The organism is Methylophilus sp. DMC18 (assembly GCF_056314005.1).
In genome coordinates, this window is record NZ_JBQUZE010000001.1 from 396,901 (window position 1) to 417,126 (window position 20,226).

At 54.9% G+C, this 20,226-nt stretch carries 16 protein-coding genes; 13 read left to right on the forward strand and 3 right to left on the reverse strand.

The window, feature by feature from the left end; all coding sequences use genetic code 11:
• The 3 genes from ACT53G_RS01800 (at window position 1) to ACT53G_RS01810 (ending at window position 8,685) form a co-directional block, all read left to right on the forward strand.
• The gene (locus ACT53G_RS01800; RefSeq protein ID WP_476168537.1) at window positions 1-5,991 is read left to right on the forward strand and encodes an alpha-2-macroglobulin family protein; all 5,991 of its coding nucleotides are present in this window, start codon (window positions 1-3) and stop codon (window positions 5,989-5,991) included.
• A 5-nt stretch (window positions 5,992-5,996) separates the two neighbouring features.
• Window positions 5,997-8,192 (forward strand): penicillin-binding protein 1C, encoded by a 2,196-nt coding sequence (gene pbpC / locus ACT53G_RS01805; protein ID WP_476168538.1) that lies wholly within the window; start codon window positions 5,997-5,999, stop codon window positions 8,190-8,192.
• A 124-nt stretch (window positions 8,193-8,316) separates the two neighbouring features.
• On the forward strand, window positions 8,317-8,685 hold the full coding sequence (locus tag ACT53G_RS01810) for a hypothetical protein (RefSeq protein WP_275356879.1): 369 nt from the start codon (window positions 8,317-8,319) through the stop codon (window positions 8,683-8,685).
• A gap of 64 nt (window positions 8,686-8,749) precedes the next feature.
• Here ACT53G_RS01810 and ACT53G_RS01815 read toward each other — a convergent pair whose 3' ends face one another.
• The gene (locus tag ACT53G_RS01815; RefSeq protein WP_476168539.1) at window positions 8,750-11,287 is read right to left on the reverse strand and encodes a methyl-accepting chemotaxis protein; all 2,538 of its coding nucleotides are present in this window, start codon (window positions 11,285-11,287) and stop codon (window positions 8,750-8,752) included.
• A gap of 268 nt (window positions 11,288-11,555) precedes the next feature.
• On the opposite strand from ACT53G_RS01815, the gene greB reads away from it, so the two are divergent.
• Entirely contained in the window at window positions 11,556-12,038 is a 483-nt protein-coding gene (gene greB, locus ACT53G_RS01820; RefSeq protein ID WP_194747074.1) for a transcription elongation factor GreB, read from the forward strand.
• Between the two features lie 162 nt (window positions 12,039-12,200).
• On the opposite strand, the gene ACT53G_RS01825 is transcribed toward greB, so the two are convergent.
• Window positions 12,201-12,464 (reverse strand): hypothetical protein, encoded by a 264-nt coding sequence (locus tag ACT53G_RS01825; protein ID WP_476168540.1) that lies wholly within the window; start codon window positions 12,462-12,464, stop codon window positions 12,201-12,203.
• Window positions 12,465-12,614: 150 nt separating this feature from the next.
• Here ACT53G_RS01825 and ACT53G_RS01830 point away from each other — a divergent pair, with 150 nt between their 5' ends.
• The 8 genes from ACT53G_RS01830 (at window position 12,615) to ACT53G_RS01865 (ending at window position 18,467) form a co-directional block, all read left to right on the forward strand.
• A complete protein-coding gene (locus tag ACT53G_RS01830; RefSeq protein ID WP_313984044.1) occupies window positions 12,615-13,271 on the forward strand; it encodes a hypothetical protein in 657 nt (218 codons plus the stop codon).
• Window positions 13,272-13,306: 35 nt separating this feature from the next.
• A complete protein-coding gene (locus ACT53G_RS01835) occupies window positions 13,307-13,651 on the forward strand; it encodes a heavy-metal-associated domain-containing protein (protein ID WP_313984047.1) in 345 nt (114 codons plus the stop codon).
• Window positions 13,651-14,043, forward strand: a complete 393-nt coding sequence (locus tag ACT53G_RS01840; protein WP_194747521.1) for a hypothetical protein — start codon at window positions 13,651-13,653, stop codon at window positions 14,041-14,043. The genes ACT53G_RS01835 and ACT53G_RS01840 overlap by 1 nt, the downstream gene beginning before the upstream one ends.
• A gap of 195 nt (window positions 14,044-14,238) precedes the next feature.
• Window positions 14,239-14,742: a 3'-5' exoribonuclease gene (locus ACT53G_RS01845; protein ID WP_313984050.1), complete on the forward strand. Its 504-nt coding sequence runs from the start codon at window positions 14,239-14,241 to the stop codon at window positions 14,740-14,742.
• 130 nt (window positions 14,743-14,872) lie between these two features.
• Window positions 14,873-15,964: an elongation factor P maturation arginine rhamnosyltransferase EarP gene (gene earP, locus ACT53G_RS01850; protein WP_476168541.1), complete on the forward strand. Its 1,092-nt coding sequence runs from the start codon at window positions 14,873-14,875 to the stop codon at window positions 15,962-15,964.
• A gap of 198 nt (window positions 15,965-16,162) precedes the next feature.
• The gene (gene efp / locus ACT53G_RS01855) at window positions 16,163-16,723 is read left to right on the forward strand and encodes an elongation factor P (protein ID WP_018986563.1); all 561 of its coding nucleotides are present in this window, start codon (window positions 16,163-16,165) and stop codon (window positions 16,721-16,723) included.
• A gap of 203 nt (window positions 16,724-16,926) precedes the next feature.
• Window positions 16,927-17,415 (forward strand): hypothetical protein, encoded by a 489-nt coding sequence (locus tag ACT53G_RS01860; RefSeq protein WP_476155091.1) that lies wholly within the window; start codon window positions 16,927-16,929, stop codon window positions 17,413-17,415.
• 14 nt (window positions 17,416-17,429) lie between these two features.
• On the forward strand, window positions 17,430-18,467 hold the full coding sequence (locus tag ACT53G_RS01865; protein WP_338657255.1) for a trypsin-like serine peptidase: 1,038 nt from the start codon (window positions 17,430-17,432) through the stop codon (window positions 18,465-18,467).
• A gap of 3 nt (window positions 18,468-18,470) precedes the next feature.
• Here the strand turns inward: ACT53G_RS01865 and ACT53G_RS01870 are convergent, their stop codons facing one another.
• Entirely contained in the window at window positions 18,471-18,731 is a 261-nt protein-coding gene (locus tag ACT53G_RS01870) for a DUF2934 domain-containing protein (protein ID WP_275356870.1), read from the reverse strand.
• Window positions 18,732-18,986: 255 nt separating this feature from the next.
• On the opposite strand from ACT53G_RS01870, the gene ACT53G_RS01875 reads away from it, so the two are divergent.
• Window positions 18,987-20,150, forward strand: coding sequence for a sugar MFS transporter (locus ACT53G_RS01875; RefSeq protein WP_476168542.1), 1,164 nt, complete (start codon window positions 18,987-18,989; stop codon window positions 20,148-20,150).
• Window positions 20,151-20,226: the final 76 nt, after the last annotated feature.

A 20,226-nucleotide genomic window follows, 5' to 3' on the forward strand; every position in this document is an offset into this window, starting at 1 on the left:
ATGCTGGCCCGTTTTTTGACACACGCTGTGCGCGCACAACCGGCGCGGTTTTCTGAGCGCCTTGCCAGCGGCTGGATGACTGCAAGTTGGCTGGCTGCCTGTTGTGTGCTGTGGCTAGGGTTGCTGGCCGGACATGTATGGGCGGCCGAGGCTGACACCGAAGCACGCGTGACCTTTGCACCGCAAGGCGAGGTGAAGGCGGTCAGACAAGTCAGCGCCCGGTTTTCGCTGCCCATGGTGGCTTTTGGCGATCCGCGTCTGCCTGCACCGTTTGACATTCAATGCGAGGCCAAAGGCCAAGGTCATTGGCTGGATGACAGGCAGTGGGTGTATGACTTTGAAGCCGATTTACCGGCCGGTTTGCAATGCCGCTTTTCTGTTAAAAAAGGCTTGCAAAGTGTCGCGGGCACGCCGGTTTCGTCGCAATCTTTCAGTTTTTCTACCGGGGGGCCGGCCATCATCACCTCGCTGCCGGAAGAGGGGATCGAATATATCGATGAGTCGCAGGTGTTTTTGCTGGGGCTGGATGCCCCTGTCAATGAAGACAGCGTCAAGCAGCATGCGGCTTGCAGCATACAAGGGGTGGGGGAGTTATTTCCGCTCAAGTTGATCACGGGTCAGGCCCGCGAGCAGATACTGCGCGAGCAAAAAGACCGCGCTAGCCAGTTGTTTTTGGTGTTGTTTAAAAATGCGCAGCAGGGTCTGCTCTCAGTCAAAGACCGCCGTATGCAGCAGGCGAATATTGTGGTGGCACAGTGCAGCCGCCCGTTGCCTGCGGGCAGTGAGGTGAGTTTGCATTGGGACGCAGGGATCACCTCCGTCAGTGGTGTGGTTGCCAACAAGCCGCAAGTGCTGAGGTTTAAAGTGCGCGATGCGTTTAAAGTGAATGCCAGCTGCACGCGCACCAATGCCAAGGCGGGCTGTATTCCGGTGTTGCCAATACAGGTGCAATTTAATGCGCCCGTCAGTCGTCGCCTGGCTGAAGCGATTCGCCTCAAGCTGCCGGATGGCAGCACGCAAAAGCCGGTGATTGCAGACTATGCACAGGGCGAGACCCTGGAGGCCGTGCAGTTCAAGGGACCGTTTACCGCGAATAGCCGGGTGGTGTTGCAATTGCCTGGTGAATTTAAAGATGATGCCGGGCGCGTGCCGGTCAATGCGCGCGCTTTCCCGTTGGCGATGACAATGGATGTCGATCCGCCTTTGATCAAGTTCCCGGCAAAATTTGGCATTTTGGAGCGGTATGCGCAACCTGCCTTGCCGGTGACGGTGCGTAATGTCGAGGTCACCTTGCAAGGCGCGCGCATCACCCCCAGCGCCAATGCCGAGCAATCTGGCCGTGTGGGCCGCTTGCAACCCGAGAATGATGCCGAACTGGCCGCCTGGTATTTTAAAGTCACCCAGCATCCTTATGGCAGCGGCGCGTCTGACGCCTTTTTGCAAGCGCATGACCGTTACCCGCGTGAGGGGGAAATCCCCCTGCTAATAGGCAACCAGGACGTAGCTTCCAGTGAGATCCGCCTGCCGCGCAGGCAAGGGCAAAAAACGTTTGAGGTGTTGGGCATCCCGCTGCAAAAGCCTGGATTCTATGTGGTCGAGTTTGCCAGTGACCGCCTGGGCGCGGCGTTGCATGGCGAACAAAAACCTTATTTTGTCTCATCTAGCGCGCTGGTCACCAACCTGGCCGTGCATTATAAAAAAGGCCATGAGTCATCCCTGGTGTGGGTGACGCGGCTGGATAATGCCAAACCGGTCTCGGGGGCCGAAGTCAGGGTATCCACCTGCGATGGCGTCTTGCTCTGGCAAGGCAAAACCGACCGCCAGGGCCGCGCGAATATTGCACAGGCGCTTGAAGACAGCTACCGCAAAAGTTGTTATGGTCATCTGGTCACGGCACGCAAAGACGATGATTTGTCGTTTATGTTTTCACAGTGGGACGATGGCCTCAGCCCCTGGCAATTCAACCTGGGCGGCGGCGAGAGCGCGGGCCCGGTACTGGCGCATACGGTATTTGACCGCCCCTTGTTCCGTGCCGGTGAAACCGTCTCCATGAAGCACTTTGTGCGCTTGCACACCGGCAAAGGACTGCGCCTGCCCGAGCGGTTGCCGGATCAGATCACCTTGACGCATCAGGGCAGCGGTGAAAGCGAGACGCGCGCGGTGCGCTGGGCCAATGCGGCCGGTACGTCTAGCTGGGTGATTCCCAAAGAAGCCAAGCTGGGCAACTATATGGTGACCATGATGGTGGAGGGCATGGAGGTAACGATGGGGCATTTCCGGGTTGAGCAATACCGCGTGCCCTTAATGCATGCCAGCCTCAAACCGCCCGCCGCACCGGTGGTCAACCAGCGTCAATTACAGGTGGATGTGCAACTCAACTATCTGGCGGGCGGGCCTGCGGCTGGCTTGCCGGTCAAGTTCCGCAGTCGGCTAGAGCCTTATACCATGCAGTTTGCGCAGTATGAGGCGTTTCGTTTTGGCGGCGAGCGGCCACAGGAAGGGCTGCATGCCATACAACCTTTTTCTTATGACCCGGAAGAAGGCTGGAGTGATGGGCAATCCTCGGATCAAGGGTCTGCTGACAGTGACAAGCGCTACCCGCCCCGCACACAGGCAGTGACGCTGGATGGCAGTGGCGGTGCGCGTGTCACGTTTGACCGTTTACCTGGTGTACGTACCCCCCATGCCTTGCAGGTGGAGATGGAATATGCCGACCCCAACGGCCAGATATTGACGGCAGCTACACAAGCGCTACTGCTGCCCTCGGCCGTGAATCTCGGCATTAAAATGGATAGCTATTTTGCGACGCAGCAGAGTCTGGCGTTCAAGGTGCTGGCGCTGGATAGCACAGGCAAACCGCTGGTGCGGCAACCGGTAGCCGTCGAGGCCTACCAGCGGCATACCTATGCTTACCGCAAACGGTTGCTGGGCGGGTTTTATGCCTATGAACAAACCGCTGAGGTGAAACATGTGGGTGCGGTGTGCGACGGGCAAACCGATGGCCAGGGTTTGCTCAGTTGCAAGGGGGCGGCTCCGGCCAGTGGCGAACTGATTCTGGTGGCAACCACTAAAGACAGCAAAAAACAGCCTGCCATCGCCAGCCAGGAAGTGTATGTCGCCGATGAAGACGGCTGGTATAGCGCAGGCGCCAGCGACCGCATTGATATTCTGGCTGACAAGCGCGAGTATGCCCCGGGCGAAACGGCGCAATTTGAAGTACGCATGCCTTTCCGCGAAGCGACGGCGCTGGTGACGGTGGAGCGCGAAGGCGTACTGGCCTCGTATGTCAGCAAAATCAGCATGCAGTCGCCCATCGTCAAGGTGCCGATCGCTGCCGAGTATGGGCCTAATGCCTATGTGTCGGTGATGGTGGTGCGTGGCCGTGTCGATCCGCAAGCGCCTGGACGCTTTGCCTGGCTCAAGCGCATGGTCTATCAGGTGGGCCAGTTTTTAGGCCTGGTCGATCATTTACCGGTCGAGGTGGATACGCGGCCAACGGCCCTGGTGGATTTAAGCAAGCCGGCCTTCAAGCTGGGCATGACGCAAATCAAGGTGGGCTGGCAAGGCTATGCCCTCAAGGTCAAGGTGGAGCCTGAACGTACGGTTTACCGGGTGCGTGAACAGGCCAAGGTCAAGCTGACGGTGACAGACCCGGCGGGCAAGCCGCTCTCGAATGCCGAGGTGGCGCTGGCTGCGGTGGATGAAGGCTTGCTGCAACTGGCCAAGCCTGATTCCTGGCAGTTGCTGGAGGCCATGATGCAGCGGCGGCCGATAGAGGTATATACCTCAACGTCACAGTCGCAAGTGATTGGTAAACGCCACTTTGGTAAAAAAGCCGTCGCACCCGGCGGTGGCGGCGGGCAGGGCGCCAACGCGCGTGAGCTGTTTGATACCTTGCTGCTGTGGAAGCCCGTGATCAAGTTGGATAAACACGGCCAGGCCAGTGTCAGCATTCCGCTCAATGATGCGCTGACCAGTTTCCGCATTGCCGCCATTGCCCATGCCGGTGCAGCGCGCTTTGGTTCTGGCAGTGCGCTGATCCGCACCACGCAAGACCTGATGCTGTTTTCTGGGCTGCCGCCGTTTGTGCGTGAAGGCGATCAGCTGCAGGCCATGGTGACCGTGCGCAATGCCAGCCAGCGACCCCTCACCACGCAAGTGACCGCCACCCCGCTGGGCGTGGAGACCGCGCTTAAACCACAGCGCGTCAAGCTGGCCGCTGGCCAAGCCGCAACCCTGGCGTTCCCGCTACGCGTGCCTTACAACGTGACCGGCCTGGATTGGCAAATAGATGCGGCGGTGGTCGGGGAGTCTACCGCGCAACCCCCAACTCGTTTGCAAATTAAAGACCGTTTAAAAGTGCACCAGCAGGTCGGTGCGGCTTATCCGGTCCGTGTCTACCAGCAGACCATACAGCAGTTGCAAGCCGGTCAGCCCTGGCAGATGACGGTACAAGCGCCAGCGCAGGCGGTACCGGGCCGGGGTGGTATAGACGTGCGGCTTAACCGCTCGCTGGTTGGTAGCCTGTCTAGCGTGCGCGAATGGATGCAGCGCTATCCCTATATCTGTTTGGAACAGCGCGCCTCGGTGGCGGTGACGCTGGAGGATCAGGCCCGCTGGAATAGCGTGATGCTCAGTCTGGGGCAGCACCTCGATGGCGATGGCCTGGCGCGTTATTTCCCTATGGATTGGTTGCAAGGCGATGACAGCCTCACCAGTTATTTATTGCAAATTGCCGATGCTGCAGGCTATGACATCCCGGACACCGCGCGTGAGCGCATGCTCAAAGGGCTGGAAGATTTTGTCGCTGGCCGCATTCACCGCTATGGCAGCATTCAAACGGCAGATGTCGTGTTGCGCAAGCTGGCGGCGATTGATGCCCTGGCACGCTATGACCATGCCAGACCAGAAATGCTGGACGCGCTGGAGATTCGTCCCGAGCTGTGGCCGACCTCAGGTGTGATTGACTGGTTATCGATCCTTAAACGCATGCCAGCGCTGCCAGAGGCTGAGCAAAAGCGCGCCCAGGCCATGCAGGTGCTGCAATCGCGCTGGATGGTCTCAGGCACGCAGTTCACATTTTCGACTGAAAAACAGGATGACTTGTGGTGGTTGATGGTGTCGCCCGACGTGAATGCGGCGCGTACGCTGGACTTGCTGGCGGCGGACCCGCAATTGCCTGCCGAGGATGCGGGCCGTCTCGCCCGTGGCTTGTTGTCGCGACAACAGGCCGGCCATTGGCGGACCACCTTGGCCAATGCCTGGGGCGTGCTGGCGTTGCGGCATTTCCAGAAAGCCCATGAACAGGCTGCGGTGACTGGCCAGGTCGAGCTTAGCCTGGCCGGACAAAGCCAGCATTTGTCCTGGTCAAGAACCGCCATTGCCAAGCCTGCTAAAGCAGTCAATGCTGCCACCCAGCCAGCGCCATGGGCCGAAGCGGGGGGATTGCTGACGCAGTATGCCTGGCCGCAGGCGCCAGCTCCGCTGCAAATCCAGCAACAGGGTGAAGGCAAGCCTTGGGCATTTGTCACTGCCAAAGCGGCTTTACCGTTGCAAGCCCCGCTGTTTGCCGGCTATCGCTTGCAACGTGAGGTCATGCCGGTGTCGCAAAAAACGGCTGGCCGCTGGCAACGGGGCGATGTCTACCGCGTCCGCCTCACAGTTGAGGCGCAAGCCGATATGACCTGGGTGGTCATCAATGACCCGGTGCCCAGTGGCGCGACCATCCTCGGCAGTGGCCTGGGCGGTGACAGTCAGCAACTGACACAAAACGAGCAACGCCTGGGCTGGCAACGCCCGGCCTATGAAGAGCGCGCACTGGATGGTTTCAGGGCTTATTATGCTTACGTGCCTAAAGGTAAATTCACGGTCGAATATACGGTCAGACTCAATCAGCCCGGCCAGTTCAGCCTGCCTGGCAGCCGGGTGGAGGCCATGTATGCGCCAGAAGTGTTTGCCGAGCTGCCGGTGCCTGCCATGCAGATACAGTAAGCGTGATGCGAGGTTTCTTCCTGCCATTGTGGTTAAGCCTGCGCAGTCGTCCGTGGCTTTGCGCTGTGCTGGCCTTGCTGGCCGGAATCTGCCTGCTGATCCTGTGGGTGGCGACAGTGAAGGTGCCAGACTTCGGCCAGTTTAAGCAACACAGCCAGAGTTCAGAGGCCTGGCTGCTGGATCGACATGGCGCACCGCTGCAACGCTTGCGCCTGAATCATGATTACCGCAGGCTGGACTGGGTGCCGCTGGCACAGATTTCCCCACGCTTGCAGCAGGCCATGCTGGTGGCCGAGGACAAGCGCTTTTATCAGCATGCAGGGGTGGATCCGTGGGCCCTGTTGTCTGCCATCTGGGATAACCTGCATCTCCCGCATCGACGCGGCGGGAGTACATTGACCATGCAGTTAGCCAAGTTATGGCTGCAAGACACCCAGCCTGGCTTTTCAAACACCTCACCATGGCGCTTCAAGCTGGCACAAATTCGCCTGGCACTGGCCATTGATCATGATTGGCAAAAAAACCAGATTCTGGAGGCGTATTTAAATCGGGTGACGTTTCGTGGCGAACTGGTGGGGATTGATGCGGCCGCGCGTGGCTTGCTGGCCAAAGGCCCGGCGGCACTGGATCGTCTGGATGCGGCCTTGCTGGCAGCACTGGTGCGGGCGCCAGCCGCCAGTGCTTCGCGTCTGGCCAGGCGCGCTTGCGATGTACTGACACATACGCACACGCAGGATGCACGCCAAGACTGCGAGCGCTTGTGGATACGCGCCGCCTTGTTACCGAAACGTCCTTTCCCCATGGCCGGGCAGGATGATGCGCCCCATGTGGCCAGGCGGTTGCTCACGCAGGCCGGACAGCGTGACCGCAGCAGCTTGGATGCCAGTCTGCAACGTTTTGCCCGGCAAACATTGCAAACCCATCTGGCTCAACTGGCCAGCCAGCATGTGACCGACGGCGCGGTGCTGGTGCTTGACAATACCAGTGGCGAGGTACTGGCCTATGTTGGCTCCAGCGGCGATTTATCCGGGGCTGCAGCGGTGGATGGCGTGGCCGCGTTGCGGCAGCCAGGGTCTACGCTCAAGCCATTTTTGTATGCACTGGCGATAGATCAGGGGTGGCTGCAAGCCGCCTCGGTGCTGGATGACTCACCGCTGGCACTGACCACGCCCAGCGGCTTGTATATTCCACAAGACTATGACCGCCATTTTCATGGCGCGGTTAGTGTGCGCACGGCGCTCGCCTCATCGTTAAATGTACCTGCCGTGCGCGCGTTAACCCTGGTGGGTGTGGACCGATTTTTACACACCCTGCAACAGCTGGGCTTGCAGGATTTGAAGCAGGACGCCGATTTTTATGGTTTTGGCCTCGCCCTGGGCGGTGCCGAAGCCAGCTTGTTCCAGCTCACCAATGCTTACCGGGCACTGGCCAATGGGGGTCAGTGGCAGCCAGTCAGCTTTCACACAAGCACCAAGCCTTTGTCCCCATCACGCCAGGTGTTGACTCCGCAAACCAGCTTTATCATCGGTGATATTTTGTCTGACCCGGTGGCGCGCAGTATGACTTTTGGTTTATCTAGCCCATTATCGACGCGGGGATGGGCGGCGGTGAAAACCGGCACCAGCAAAGGCATGCGTGACAACTGGGCGATCGGCTACAGCCAGCGCTATACGGTAGGGGTTTGGGTCGGTAACTTTTCTGGCGAGCCAATGTGGGATGTGTCAGGCGTGACAGGCGCAGCGCCGGTGTGGCGTGACATCATGGAATATCTGCACCGGGACAGCGCGTCTACGCCGCCTGTGCCGCCAGCCGGTGTCGTGGCGCAAACCGTGCATTATGTGCCAGCCATCGAGGCCCCCAGGCAAGAATGGGTGCTAGGCAATGCGCCACTGCCAGCCATAACCACCCTTCGTCTGGCGCCGTTACAAGCACAGCTGATTGCGCCACCGGCGGGGGCGGTGATTGCGCCAGACCCAGATATTCCTGACCGCAAGCAAGCCTTGATGGTGCAAGCCGCCTGGAGCGGGCAGGGCTGTCTGTATCTGGATCAGCACTTGATCAACCAATGCCGTTTGCCACAACTGACGATTCCTTTGCCGCCCCCAGGCAAACATGTCTTAAGCCTGCGGGACAAGCACGGCCAGCTGTTGGATCAGCACTCGTTTGAAGTGCGGGCAATAGCCCTTAAAGCCCCGGCTTAAGTCTAGGGCCAGGCGGCCACAAGGCAAACTGTTAGCCATGACAATAAATATGGCTGTACAAGTGATTTATCCCTTATGATTTAGCCATACAATTCATCATTTATGGAAGAGCAGGATTTTAAACATGCGTGTATTAAAGTGGCTGTTATGGTTATTGTTGCCGGTGGCCTTGTTTGCACTCTATACCTGGGCCAGCTTGAGTTGGGTATATTCATCGGGGGACAGGGTCGGCTATGTGCAAAAACTCTCGAATAAAGGCTGGTTGTGCAAAACCTGGGAGGGCGAGTTGGTGCTGGTCACTGTGCCCGGCACCCAGGCCGAGAAGTTTTACTTTACCGTGCGCGATCCGGCCGTGATTCCCAAAATCAATGCCTTGTCTGGTGAGCGCGTCCGGTTGCAATATGAAGAGCACAAGGGCGTACCGTCAAGCTGCTTTGGTGAGACCAGCTACTACGTTTATAACGTGTTAAAGGTGAATGACGATTACAATTAACCGTGAAGCACAAAAAATGCGCCCAGGCCGGGCGCATTTTTTTATGCCTGGGGTTAGGCAAGCTTCAGGCACTTAAGCGCCACGTCTGTTGTGGCAGGGCGAGTGTTTCTTCTGGTGTTGCCTCCAGTTTGAACTGATTGACGGAGGCCACCAGGGTGTGCACCTGTTCCAGCATGCTTTCTGCGGCCGCGGCAGCTTCTTCTACCAAGGCGGCATTTTGCTGCGTGGTCTCGTCGATGGCGGTCATCGAGGCATAAATCTGCTGCATGCCGTCACTTTGCTGACCGGCTGCTTCGGAGATAGCGCCTATGCTACTGGACACCTGTTGCACGGCCAGCACAATGTCCTGCATGGTGCGACCGGCTTGCCCCACCTGTTTGGCACTGATATTGGTTTGGCTGACCGAGGCGGCAATCAATTCCTTGATCTCTTTGGCTGAAGCGGCCGAGCGGGTGGCCAGGTTGCGCACTTCGCCTGCCACCACGGCAAAGCCACGGCCAGCTTCACCGGCACGCGCAGCTTCTACCGCGGCATTCAGCGCCAGGATGTTGGTCTGGAAGGCAATGCTGTCAATCACGCTGGTGATTTGGGCGATCTGGTCCGAGGTCTCATTGATGCCTTGCATGGTGGTCGACAGTGCTTTAAAGGCATCGCCGCCTTGCAAGGCCATCTGGTTGGCCTGACTGGCCTGCTGGCGGGCCTGACGCGCATGGTCGGCCGTTTGCTTGATATGGCTGGTCAGGGTTTCCAGACTGGCTGATGTTTCTTGCAGGGCATTGGCTTGCGTCTCGGTACGGCGTGACAGGTCGTTATTACCTTTTTCAATTTCCGCGGCAGCCACCTGTATGGTTTCAGCCGCTTGCTTGACGGTTTCTATCGGCGCCACCATGCGTTGCAGAATCTCTTGTGAGCCTTGCAAGGCCAGCCTGAAATCGCCAGCATGCGCCGTCACATCCACCAGGCTATACAGTTGGCCTTGCTGGGCTTCATCGGCAATCTGGCGCGTATCGGCTACCAGTCGCTTCACGGACAGGATGCAGGTGTTCAGATTGTTGATCAGCACCTTGAAATCGCCATGGTACTGGTTATGGATAGGGGCGGGCAGATCTCCTGCCGCAATGCGTTTCACGCAGTCTGCCGCCACATGTAGTGGCGAGACCACCGCGTCCAGGGTCTGGTTGATGCCTTGGATAATCTGACGGAAATCCCCGGCGTGTGCTTCTACGTCTACCCGTGTATCCAGTTTGCCCTGTTGCGCGTCAGACGCCAGGTGATGAACATCGCTGATCAGCTGGTGAATCGCCTGTGCGCAGTGCTGCAGGCTGGTTTGCATCAGGTTAAAGTCACCGGCAAACTGGGTGTCAATCTGGGTCGGAATATTGCCTGCCGCCATTTGATCCAGATAATGCGCCGTGGTCTGCAAGGGCGTGACCACGGCATCCAGTGTCTGGTTAAAGCCGGCCACAATCTGCCTGAATTCACCCAGATGACGTGATTCATCCACGCGTGTGGAGAGCTGGCCCTGTTCCGCGGCGGCTGACAGCGTATGTACATCTTCCATTAAGCGTTTGAAGTTTTGGCGTACCTGCTCAATGCTCTGGTTGATGTAGCTGCGTTGACCGGGAAAAGTGGCCAGTGGCTGGTTGAAATCCCCTTCGCCAAAGGCTGTGACCACCTGCAAAGACTGGCTTTGCGCCTCAATATGCTGCTCGACCATCTGGTTAATGCCTGAAGTCAGTTGCTGATAGGCGCCCGCAAATTGGCTGCTGTCTATGCGGTAATCAATCATGCCGGCCCGGTGCTGGCTGGACATTTCATTCAGGGATTGCACGATGTTCTGAATATTGGCTTGCATGCGCTGCATTTCGTTTAATAGCCGGGCAGTTTCGTCGCTCCCTTGTGCCGCTGCCTGCACAATAAACTGACCATTGGCGATATGCTGCGACATGGTCAGTGCCTGATCGAGCGGTCTGGTGATGGAGTGGGTCATTTTCCAGGCGATGAGCATGGCCATGACTATCGCCACCAGTAATGCGATTTCGATCTGTTTGTTCGCGCTGGCAATGGTGGATGCAAATTGCGCAGAAGCATCCGACACGCCTGCAGTATTCATATCCATCAGCAGCCTGAGGGAATGATTTAATGGCTTGTCTGCGCCTTTGACTGTCGCATCAATCTCAGTCACGCCCATGCCTTCGTTTTTGAGCGCTTCGCAGCGTTTCATGGCGTCACGATAAGTGGTCAGGGCAAGGGTGATATTGCCTAAAATCTCTTTTTCCTGGGCATTGAGCGCGCCGGTCGCGGCATAGGCTTGCATGGCTTGTTCAATATCGGTGAGGCTTTGTTCAAATTTTCGGGCTTCGCGGCCGCCTCTGAGGATGTAATTTTTAAAGTGATGTACCGCATCTCCCAGGCCTTTGCTGGCGTTTTCGATCTGGGTTCGTTTGGTCAGTTGTACGGTTTCAAACTGTTGCCAGGTCTGGTGGATATGATTAAACCCGCGCCAGGCAATCACAAAAATAAAGGTGGTAAATAAAATCAGCAATCCATAACTTAAAAACAAACGGGTGCCGACATTGAGATGGGCGAGAGACTTTTTCATGCAATTCCTCAGGGACAAACTTGAACAACGGCCAGTCATCAGGCTGGCGTGGGCGTGCAGATTGCAACGCTCAACCTATTTACGTAAAACAAGGCCTGAACTAAAGCGTTTTCATCAAACTTTCACAAAAAGTTCACAAAGGGAGGATGCACTAGGCGAATGACTGCTTGGCGGGTACTAGACGCATGATGTTGTATGATATGCTCGGCAAGCATGGGCTTGCCTCTGAAGTCAGTGTGCGGGGCACAAAAAATGGATTTGGAATTGAATGGCTGAACAAAAAAACTATATTACGCCCGAGGGCTATGCCGCCCTGGAGAAAGAGTTTCAATACCTGATTAAAGTCGACCGGCCAGAGGTGGTCCGCGTGGTGAGCTGGGCGGCAGGCAACGGTGACCGCAGCGAAAATGGGGATTACATCTACGGCAAACGACGCTTGCGGCAGATTGATTCGCGTATCCGCTTTTTAACCAAACGCATGGAAGCCGCCGAGATTGTTTACAGCCATACGCAAACCAATACTGAAAAAGTGTTTTTTGGCGCCTGGGTGACCTTGTTTAACCTTGGCGATGACAGCGAGAAAACCATACGCATCGTCGGCCAGGATGAGTTGGATCCTTCACAAGGCTATATTTCGTGGGTATCGCCGATGGCGAGAGCGCTGCTGGGCAAAAATCTGGGCGATACCGTACATGTGGTGACGCCAGGGGCCGACACCGAGTATGAAATTATTGATATCCGTTATGCCTGATGGAAGCATCGCGCCGCTACCGCTGCTGGCAGCGTCATGTAAAAGTATCGACAAAGACTTGAACTAATCATCGCCAGGCCTTATCCTAAAGACATGCGTAAACGTCTCTGCTTGTTCCTGATTTGCTGGTTGCCATGCTTTGTCATGGCTGCCAACGTCATGTCATTGCAGATGACCTTGGCTGACCAGGCCTTCAATCTGGCCGCACATGCTGTGTCTTCTCATGAACGCTCTGCTCAAGTGCAATCGCAGGCCGAGGCCATGCCTTGCCACCATATGGCAGACGCGCATGAACATGCCATGCCTGAAGGGGATAGTGAAGTCGCGCCCGGTCATCAGTGCAGTGTCTGCGGTTTTTGCATGGTCAGCACCGGTGTGGCCGATCTGCAAGCTTTTCCAGCTGTTGTCTTCTTCGCACAGTCTCATGCTGCCCCCTTGTTTGAGGCAGATCCTGTGCACTCCCAAACTTACCCTCCCGCGATCAAGCCACCCATATTCGCTTAACGCCCAGGACAAATCCGTCCGTACCTAGCGTTTTTGCACAATGCGTTTTTGCATTTTGAATATGGAGGCTATATGTTTAAGCAACGTTATGTTGCCTGTGGCGCCTTCTTGCTCAGCCAGATTAGTTTGACCGCCCACGCGGCGGCGCTGATGGGGTTTGAGGACAGCGCCATGCTCATGACCGAGATCGGTCGCTACAACCAGGAATGGATGTTGAATTACTCGCCCACCTTTGGGCATGCCATTGGCGTCGAGCAAATGCGCATGTCGGGGAAAGGCGAGCAAGCCACCACCATTTCCGGGATCAATTACACCGGCATCATCAAACGCTGGAACCTGCCGTCTGCCCAGGCCAATGTCTGGTTTAACGGCAGCGTCGGCGAGGCAAGCGGGCACTATGATGGCTTTGCCTATACGCCCAGTCTGCAATTTGATGTGGAGTCTACCCGGCTGTATTTTCTCGCCAAGGCGCGCATGATCCGCGCCCCTCACATGAACTATGACACCGCCGCCGTGCAAGCTGGGTTTTCATTTTATGAAACCGGCTTTAACGAGACCCAGCCATGGTTTGTCATGGAGGTTAAAACCATGCGCAACAACGATCCGTCCGTGCAGGTGACGCCTGCACTAAGGCTCATCAACAAAAACTACTTTCTTGAGTTTGGGGTGACCAACCCCTGGCAAGGCGAGGGCTTTGCGCCGCGCCTGAATGCCATGTTTGTGTTTTAACCCTGATTGAATATTGAATAAAAGGAATCTGAATCATGAAAAAATTACTGATCACATTGATGCTGTCTGCAATGACCCCTGCGGCTTTTGCCGTGACCACGATCAAGGCCGAAGTCAACGGCATGGTCTGCGCATTTTGTGCCAAAGGCATCGAGAAAAAACTCAATGCCTTGCCACAGAAACAGGCCGCATTTGTTGACCTGAAAAGCCGGGTGGTTGCCTTGCAACTCAAAGATGGCCAAGAGGTCTCCGATGCGGCCTTTAGCAAAGTGATTGAAGATGCTGGCTATACGGTGGCCAAGCTGGCCCGGGTGAACCAGACTGTTGAAGCGATTCAGGCAGAAGTGGTCAAGGCGGATCACCAGGCAGGTAGCAAATGATGGCCGCTGAAATCAATCATTTGCAGGCGAGCAAGCGCTTGAATCTGTTGTCGCTATTCACCAGTGGCTCGACGCTGATTTGCTGCGCCTTGCCAGCTACGCTGGTGGCGATCGGCTCGGTGGCAACCCTGACCAGCCTGATCAGCCATTTTCCGCAACTGATCTGGATCAGCGAGCATAAGCCGCTGGTGTTTGGCCTGGCCGGCAGCATGTTGCTGCTGGCCGGCATCATGCAGTGGCGTGCGCGCAATTTGCCTTGCCCGGTGGATCCACAGTTAGCCAAGCTATGCCAGCAAACCCGGCGGCAAAGCCTGTGGATTTACGTGTTTTCTGTGGTCATCTTTTTGGTCGGCAGCTTCTTTGCTTTTATTGCCCCCTTATTGATCGCTTGAGTTGCATCCCCTGGTGTTGGATGAATCAGGGGTAGGACATTCAGCCGCATTTATGCGGCTGAATGTCAATAAGCGGTTGAAAACAAATGCTTTTAATTCATTTGCACGTCATATTCCTGCGTATAATTCTGTTTCATTAAAGAAGTCCGTCTTTTTGACGATGACTTAATTAGAAAAACAATGCAGAGAGTTGCCATGAATCCACCTATCATCATCGACATTGAAGCCTCTGGCTTTGGCGCTGGCAGTTATCCGGTCGAAATTGGCTATGTGGATAAAAGCGGGCAGACCTGGAGTGCGCAAGTACAGCCGCATGCGGACTGGCTGCACTGGGATGATGAAGCGGAAAAGCTACACCATCAATCCCGTCAGTCTCTGGAAACTTATGGCGCGACGGCACGCGAGATTGCCTTGCATTTGAATCATATGCTCAATGGCAAAACGGTATATACCGATGGCTGGTATCAAGACTTTGTCTGGTTACACGGCTTGTATGAGGCCGCTGGCTTGAGCCCCAACTTCAAGCTTGAGGATTTGAGCCTGACGCTCACGCTTGACCAGAAAGCCGTCTGGCATGAGACCAAGCAGCGCCTGCGTGAGCAAATGGCTTTGGAGCCCCATCGCGCGTCGACCGATGCCAAGCTGTTGCAATTGACCTGGCTGGAAACCGCTGAAATGACCACCGCCTCAGCGGCATAAACGCGCCAGGCTGCCGACCACTGGCAAGATCGGGTAGACTAGCGCTTCCTGAGTTTCAGCGGCATTCCCCCGTTCTATTCCTCCTATGTGTGCGACTCATATACGCCCTGTTGCGTCACTTCCCCAAGCTGTGTCTGGCGCCCGCTGGGATATTCTTTGCAAAGTGGTGGATAACTTTGGCGATATTGGCGTGTGCTGGCGCCTGGCCAGGCAATTGGCCGATGAGTACGATATTGCACTGCGCCTGTGGGTAGATGATCTTGCGTTGGCCGAACGTTTTGCGGGTGCTGGGCACACCCGCATTGAGTTACGGCACTGGACTGCCGACGCAGATTTTTCACCAGCGGCCGATATCGTCATTGAAACCTTTGGCTGTGGTTTGCCTGAGTCTTATCAGCAAGCCATGTTGCAAGGCGCTGCCACTTGGATCAATGTCGATTACTTATCTGCAGAACCCTGGGTAGAGGGGTTTCATGCACAACCCTCACCACAAGCCAATGGTTTGATCCGTTATTTCTTTTACCCCGGGTTTACGCCGCAGACCGGTGGCCTGCTGCGTGAGGCCAGCTTGCCCGCATGGCAGGCAACGGCAGATTGGTCAACCTTTGAACCTGCGCCGCCGATAGCCGCATCCCCTCACACACTCACGCTCTCCTTGTTTTGCTACGCGCATGCCCCGCTGGCCGCATTGGTGACGTCGCTTGCGCAGTCTCTCCAGCCAGTGCGTGTACTGGTGCCAGAAACCGTCGCGCCCATGCTGGCCGAGGCGTTGGGGAGTAGCCCATTGCGGGTGGGTGAGCAGATCCAGCGCCAGCAGTGTACGTTTCTCGTTATTCCTTTTTTATCGCAAGCGGATTACGACCGCCTGCTTTACTTGTGCGATGTGAATTTTGTCCGTGGGGAGGATAGCTGGATACGGGCATTGTGGGCGGGTAAACCCATGGTCTGGTTGCCGTATCAGCAAAGCGAAGAAACGCATCTGGTTAAACTCAATGCCTTTCTCGATCACTATCTGGCACTAGCCGAAGCCTCGGTTGCCGAAACCGTGCGTGAAACCATGCTGGCCTGGGCACGCGGGCACTGGCGTCCTGACTTGTGGCAATCGCTGGTCACTGCATTACCCGCGCTTGCCAGCCATGCGCAAGCGTTTAAAGCGCAACAATCACAGCAGCCAGATCTCGCCACCAACTTGGTGCGTTTTATTGAGAAAATCCGGCGTTAAGTGAGCGATGAGCATAAAGCGCAAGGCGCTAACAACGCAGCAAGCAAGGCAGTCGATGAGATACGGCTTGCGCACGGGTCCCGCGCAACACAGCAATTTGCAAGCGTGGTCACTTAATCCCTTGTTTTCTTGAGAAATGTCACGCATATCGGGTATAATCCGGCGTTTTAAAATCCCGCATACAAATTAAGGCTTATTATGAAAATCGCTCAAGAACTCCGCGTTGGCAACGTAGTGATGATTGGCAACGACCCGATGGTGGTTGTAAAGACTGAATACAACAAATCCGGCCGTAACGCGGCTGTGGTGAAAATGAAAATGAAAAACTTGTTGACTGAAGCGCCTAGCGAAAACGTCTACAACGCACAGGACAAGTTTGATGTGATCGTGCTCGAAAAGAAAGAAGTGACTTACTCTTACTTTGCTGATCCTACCTACGTATTTATGGATGCTGAATACAATCAATACGATGTGGATGCCGAATTTATGGAAGACGCGCTGCCATACCTCGAAGACGGCATGCCATGTGAAGTGCGTTTCTACGAAGGCAAAGCGATTTCTATCGAACTGCCAACCACTGTGGTGCGTGAGATCACTTATACCGAGCCTGCAGTCAAAGGCGATACTTCAGGTAAAGTCATGAAACCAGCGAAAATCGCTTCCGGTTTTGAGATTCCAGTGCCTTTGTTTGTGAACCAAGGCGACAAAATCGAGATCGATACCCGTACAGGTGAATACCGCAACCGCGTGATGAAATAATTCCTCTGCTTGCGATGATCAACCCCGGATTTTCCGGGGTTTTTTATTGTCTGCCGCTGGAGATGACCCTGCGATGATGCCGGGTAGTGCGTCATTCTAGGAAATAATGCAACCGTTCAAGTGAATCATTCACTATCTGCGCTTAAAATTTTTCCATGACAATCGCTGACAGCTTTACATCATTTCAATCTTGGGGGTGTGCAATGCGTGATCAGCGAGTCAAAAAAACAAGCTTCTTCCTGTTGTCCGTGGTGTTGGGGGCGGCGCTGTTCAGCAGTTTGTCTGTCCATGCAGAAGGAGAGGGCAAAGCAGACCCCAGATCACTCAAACATCCCCTGATCGGTTATTGGGAATCCAGATTGCCCGAGAGTGGTTGCCTCGAAACCTACTGGTTTAAAGAAGACGGCACAGCGGTTTTTACTAGCGGCGACGAGCAACTTGAAGCGCGTTATGAAGTCACCCCGCAACCGGATGAACATGGTTTTTTCAAGTTGAATCATCGCGTGACCTTAAGTAACAAGGCCCTGGATTGCACCAAACAACATTCTGAAATCAATACCGAGCAAACCAGTTTTGTGCTGTTTAAACCTGATGGCAGCAGTTTTATTTCTTGTGATGACGATGATCCTTCGCTTGAAAGCTGTTTTGGCCCCATAGAGTTAAAAAATAACGCTGCCAGAAGCTTGCACTAAGCGGTTTAATCCTGATGTGGTACATCAAGCAAGGCTTGCTCAGGCGGATTGCGCCTGTGCTCGTGGTGTGTCTGGGATTGACCATGGGCTATCCCACGCAAGCCATTATTCACGGGCTCACGTTTCCGGGCATGACGATTTCCACGGTCAAGCTCAGCATACAGCATGCACACTTTTTACAGTCTGTTGAAAAGTGGGAGTATTACGACTCGATTTGCAGTGCCGCCATTGTGGGCCTCAAACCATTGACGCTGATTACCGCTGCGCATTGCATGAAAGAGGTGCGGCTGACCGGCCCCAAAGATTTGCCCGTGGTAGGCATTGCGCAACCTGAACTGCTGGGACTGGAGGACGTGCGCTTAAAACAAGCCTTCTACCGGCCCTTTGACCGTGTAGCTGAAGATTTGACTCAAGATGTCGCGGTGCTGGTATTTGATGCCAAAGTACAAAGCCTGATCCAACCCCTGCGCATTCGCATCGACGACCATGTGCCAGATGTCATTATGATTTGCGGCTATGGGCGCGGCTATGGCGAGGCGGATACGCGGCATCCGCGCTGCGGCGAACGCAAGCCTGTGCATGACCTGTCGGATTTTTATCAGATATTGCCCAAGCCCTATCGCGACATGGACGAGATGTTGCACCTGCAAGCACAGACCCAGTTTGCCTATACGCAAGAATTGGTGCATGCCGAAAAGGCGCTGCTGGCGGTAAACCGATTAAACGACCTCGACCAGTACGACCATACGATTCCCATGCCTACGGTGGGCGATTCTGGCGGGCCGTGGTTGGTGCTGAACGCACAAGGACAATACGAGTTACTGGCGATTACCAGCCTGGTTGAACGCTTTTACAATCCCAGCGCTAACTGGCCGTTCTTCCAGAAACAGGTGCCGCTCTCAGAGTACCCCTATGTGGCTTATGGACTCAAGTTGAGCCACCCTGAAGTCTTGGGATTTTTACAATATGCACAACATAGCGGTGCCGATATTCAGTTCACTTCGGCACCGTTAAATCATTACGGTAAGCGGCCAGCAAACCCAGGCCGCTAAGATTCAGGCATTCAGCTTGTGATCAATTTCTTTTTCAGCCTGTAGCCAGTAATCCATGTGGCTATCGCCAAAGCCATTTTTCTCTGCAATATAGTAGGCCGCAACTTCAATCATCTTGTAACGCTCTTCGCTGGTGATAATAGAAGGTTTTACAGACTTTTTACGGGGGCTGGCAGATTTGGTTTTTGGGGTGTCAGTTTTAGGGGCCGCTTTTTTGGCGCTGGTTTTTTTTGCGGATACATCAGTGGTCTTGCTGGTTGCCATACATAACTCCTTGGTCTAGAGATGAATGAAAATAAAGCTTGTGGCCTTGTCATACTCATATTACAAACGGTAACCCGTCATCGTCAAGCGGCTAACTTCCTGAATATGCAGGGAATTTGATATGTGTCAGCTATTTTTGCTGTTTGAAGCATTTTTCACGATCAAGTTCACTCGCTTTGCAAATGCAGGGTGGCCCTTCCAAAGTCGCTGCAGATATGGTGTAGTGACAGCAATTCATCATTTTTAAAAATAAATATGTATAAAAAAGCGCTCACTTCACTGACCATCCTGTTCTTTATGATGGGCTTTATCACCTGCCTGAACGACATTCTGGTGCCCTATCTGAAAGCCATTTTTGCCTTGAGCTATGCCCAGGCGGCCTTGATCCAGTTCTGTTTTTTTGCGGCTTATGGCCTGACTTCTATCCCTTTTAGCAAACTGATTGAGCAAGTCGGCTACCAAAAAGGCATGGTGATCGGCTTTGCCTTGGCCGCCCTGGGCTGCCTGCTGTTTTATCCGGCGGTGCTATTGCATACCTATGGCTTGTTTTTGGCGGCCTTGTTCGTGCTCGCGTCTGGCATCGTGCTACTGCAAGTGGCCGCAAACCCTTGCGTCTCCATCATCGGGCCCAAAGAAACCGCGTCTTCCAGACTGACCATGGCTCAAGCCTTTAACTCTCTCGGCACCTTTGTCGCCCCGTTTTTTGGCGCCTATTTCATACTCTCTGGCTTGACCAACTCCAGCTATGCCGAAGGCGTGGTCTATCCTTATTTCCTGATTGCTAGCGTATTGATTGTAATCGCAGTCGTGCTTTCACGCATCAACCTGTCAGGGATCGAAAGCGCAGAAGCAGACGAGAGCAGCTGGTCTGAAGTATTGCAAGAAAAAAGCCTGTTACTGGGCGTAATCGGTATTTTTGCCTACGTTGGCGCTGAAGTGTCGATAGGCAGTTTTCTGGTCAACTATGTGATGGACATCAGCCATGTTGCAGAAACCCAGGCCGCACCCTTGGTGGCTTTGTACTGGGGTGGTGCCATGATCGGCCGCTTTATCGGCATCTTCACCCTTAAGGCATTCGCCCCCGCCAAAGTGCTTATCACCCACGCATTGCTCTCTGTCGTGTTTATTCTGGTCTCCATGCAAAGTAAAGGCAATCTGGCGATTGCCACCATGGTGCTGGTCGGCTTGTGTAACTCCATCATGTTCCCCACCATTTTCACGCTCGGCATTAAAGGCCTAAAAGCCGGCCAAGAGAAAAAAGGCTCAGGCTTGCTCGCAACAGCAATTGTGGGCGGCGCAGTGATCCCACTTTTGACCGGCTTGCTCGCTGACCGCTTGGGAATACATCATGCCTTTGTGTTGCCGGTGATTTGTTATGCGTATATCGCTTACTTTGGCATGCGTAATTTGAAGTCATAACCTCTAAGGCTGTAGGGTGGGCAACTTGTTGCCCACGCGAGGTAACTTCAAATGCGGTGGATATGGTTGGGTGCAG

Coding starts and splice junctions, on each gene's coding strand:
- ACT53G_RS01860 (WP_476155091.1), top strand. CDS start 16,927: ATGCGTGATCAGCGAGTCAAAAAAACAAGCTTCTTCCTGTTGTCCGTG.
- ACT53G_RS01865 (WP_338657255.1), top strand. CDS start 17,430: ATGTGGTACATCAAGCAAGGCTTGCTCAGGCGGATTGCGCCTGTGCTC.
- pbpC (WP_476168538.1), top strand. CDS start 5,997: ATGCGAGGTTTCTTCCTGCCATTGTGGTTAAGCCTGCGCAGTCGTCCG.
- ACT53G_RS01870 (WP_275356870.1), bottom strand. CDS start 18,731: ATGGCAACCAGCAAGACCACTGATGTATCCGCAAAAAAAACCAGCGCC.
- ACT53G_RS01840 (WP_194747521.1), top strand. CDS start 13,651: ATGGCCGCTGAAATCAATCATTTGCAGGCGAGCAAGCGCTTGAATCTG.
- ACT53G_RS01835 (WP_313984047.1), top strand. CDS start 13,307: ATGAAAAAATTACTGATCACATTGATGCTGTCTGCAATGACCCCTGCG.
- efp (WP_018986563.1), top strand. CDS start 16,163: ATGAAAATCGCTCAAGAACTCCGCGTTGGCAACGTAGTGATGATTGGC.
- ACT53G_RS01815 (WP_476168539.1), bottom strand. CDS start 11,287: ATGAAAAAGTCTCTCGCCCATCTCAATGTCGGCACCCGTTTGTTTTTA.
- ACT53G_RS01845 (WP_313984050.1), top strand. CDS start 14,239: ATGAATCCACCTATCATCATCGACATTGAAGCCTCTGGCTTTGGCGCT.
- ACT53G_RS01800 (WP_476168537.1), top strand. CDS start 1: ATGCTGGCCCGTTTTTTGACACACGCTGTGCGCGCACAACCGGCGCGG.
- ACT53G_RS01830 (WP_313984044.1), top strand. CDS start 12,615: ATGTTTAAGCAACGTTATGTTGCCTGTGGCGCCTTCTTGCTCAGCCAG.
- greB (WP_194747074.1), top strand. CDS start 11,556: ATGGCTGAACAAAAAAACTATATTACGCCCGAGGGCTATGCCGCCCTG.
- ACT53G_RS01875 (WP_476168542.1), top strand. CDS start 18,987: ATGTATAAAAAAGCGCTCACTTCACTGACCATCCTGTTCTTTATGATG.
- ACT53G_RS01810 (WP_275356879.1), top strand. CDS start 8,317: ATGCGTGTATTAAAGTGGCTGTTATGGTTATTGTTGCCGGTGGCCTTG.
- ACT53G_RS01825 (WP_476168540.1), bottom strand. CDS start 12,464: ATGAGACTGTGCGAAGAAGACAACAGCTGGAAAAGCTTGCAGATCGGC.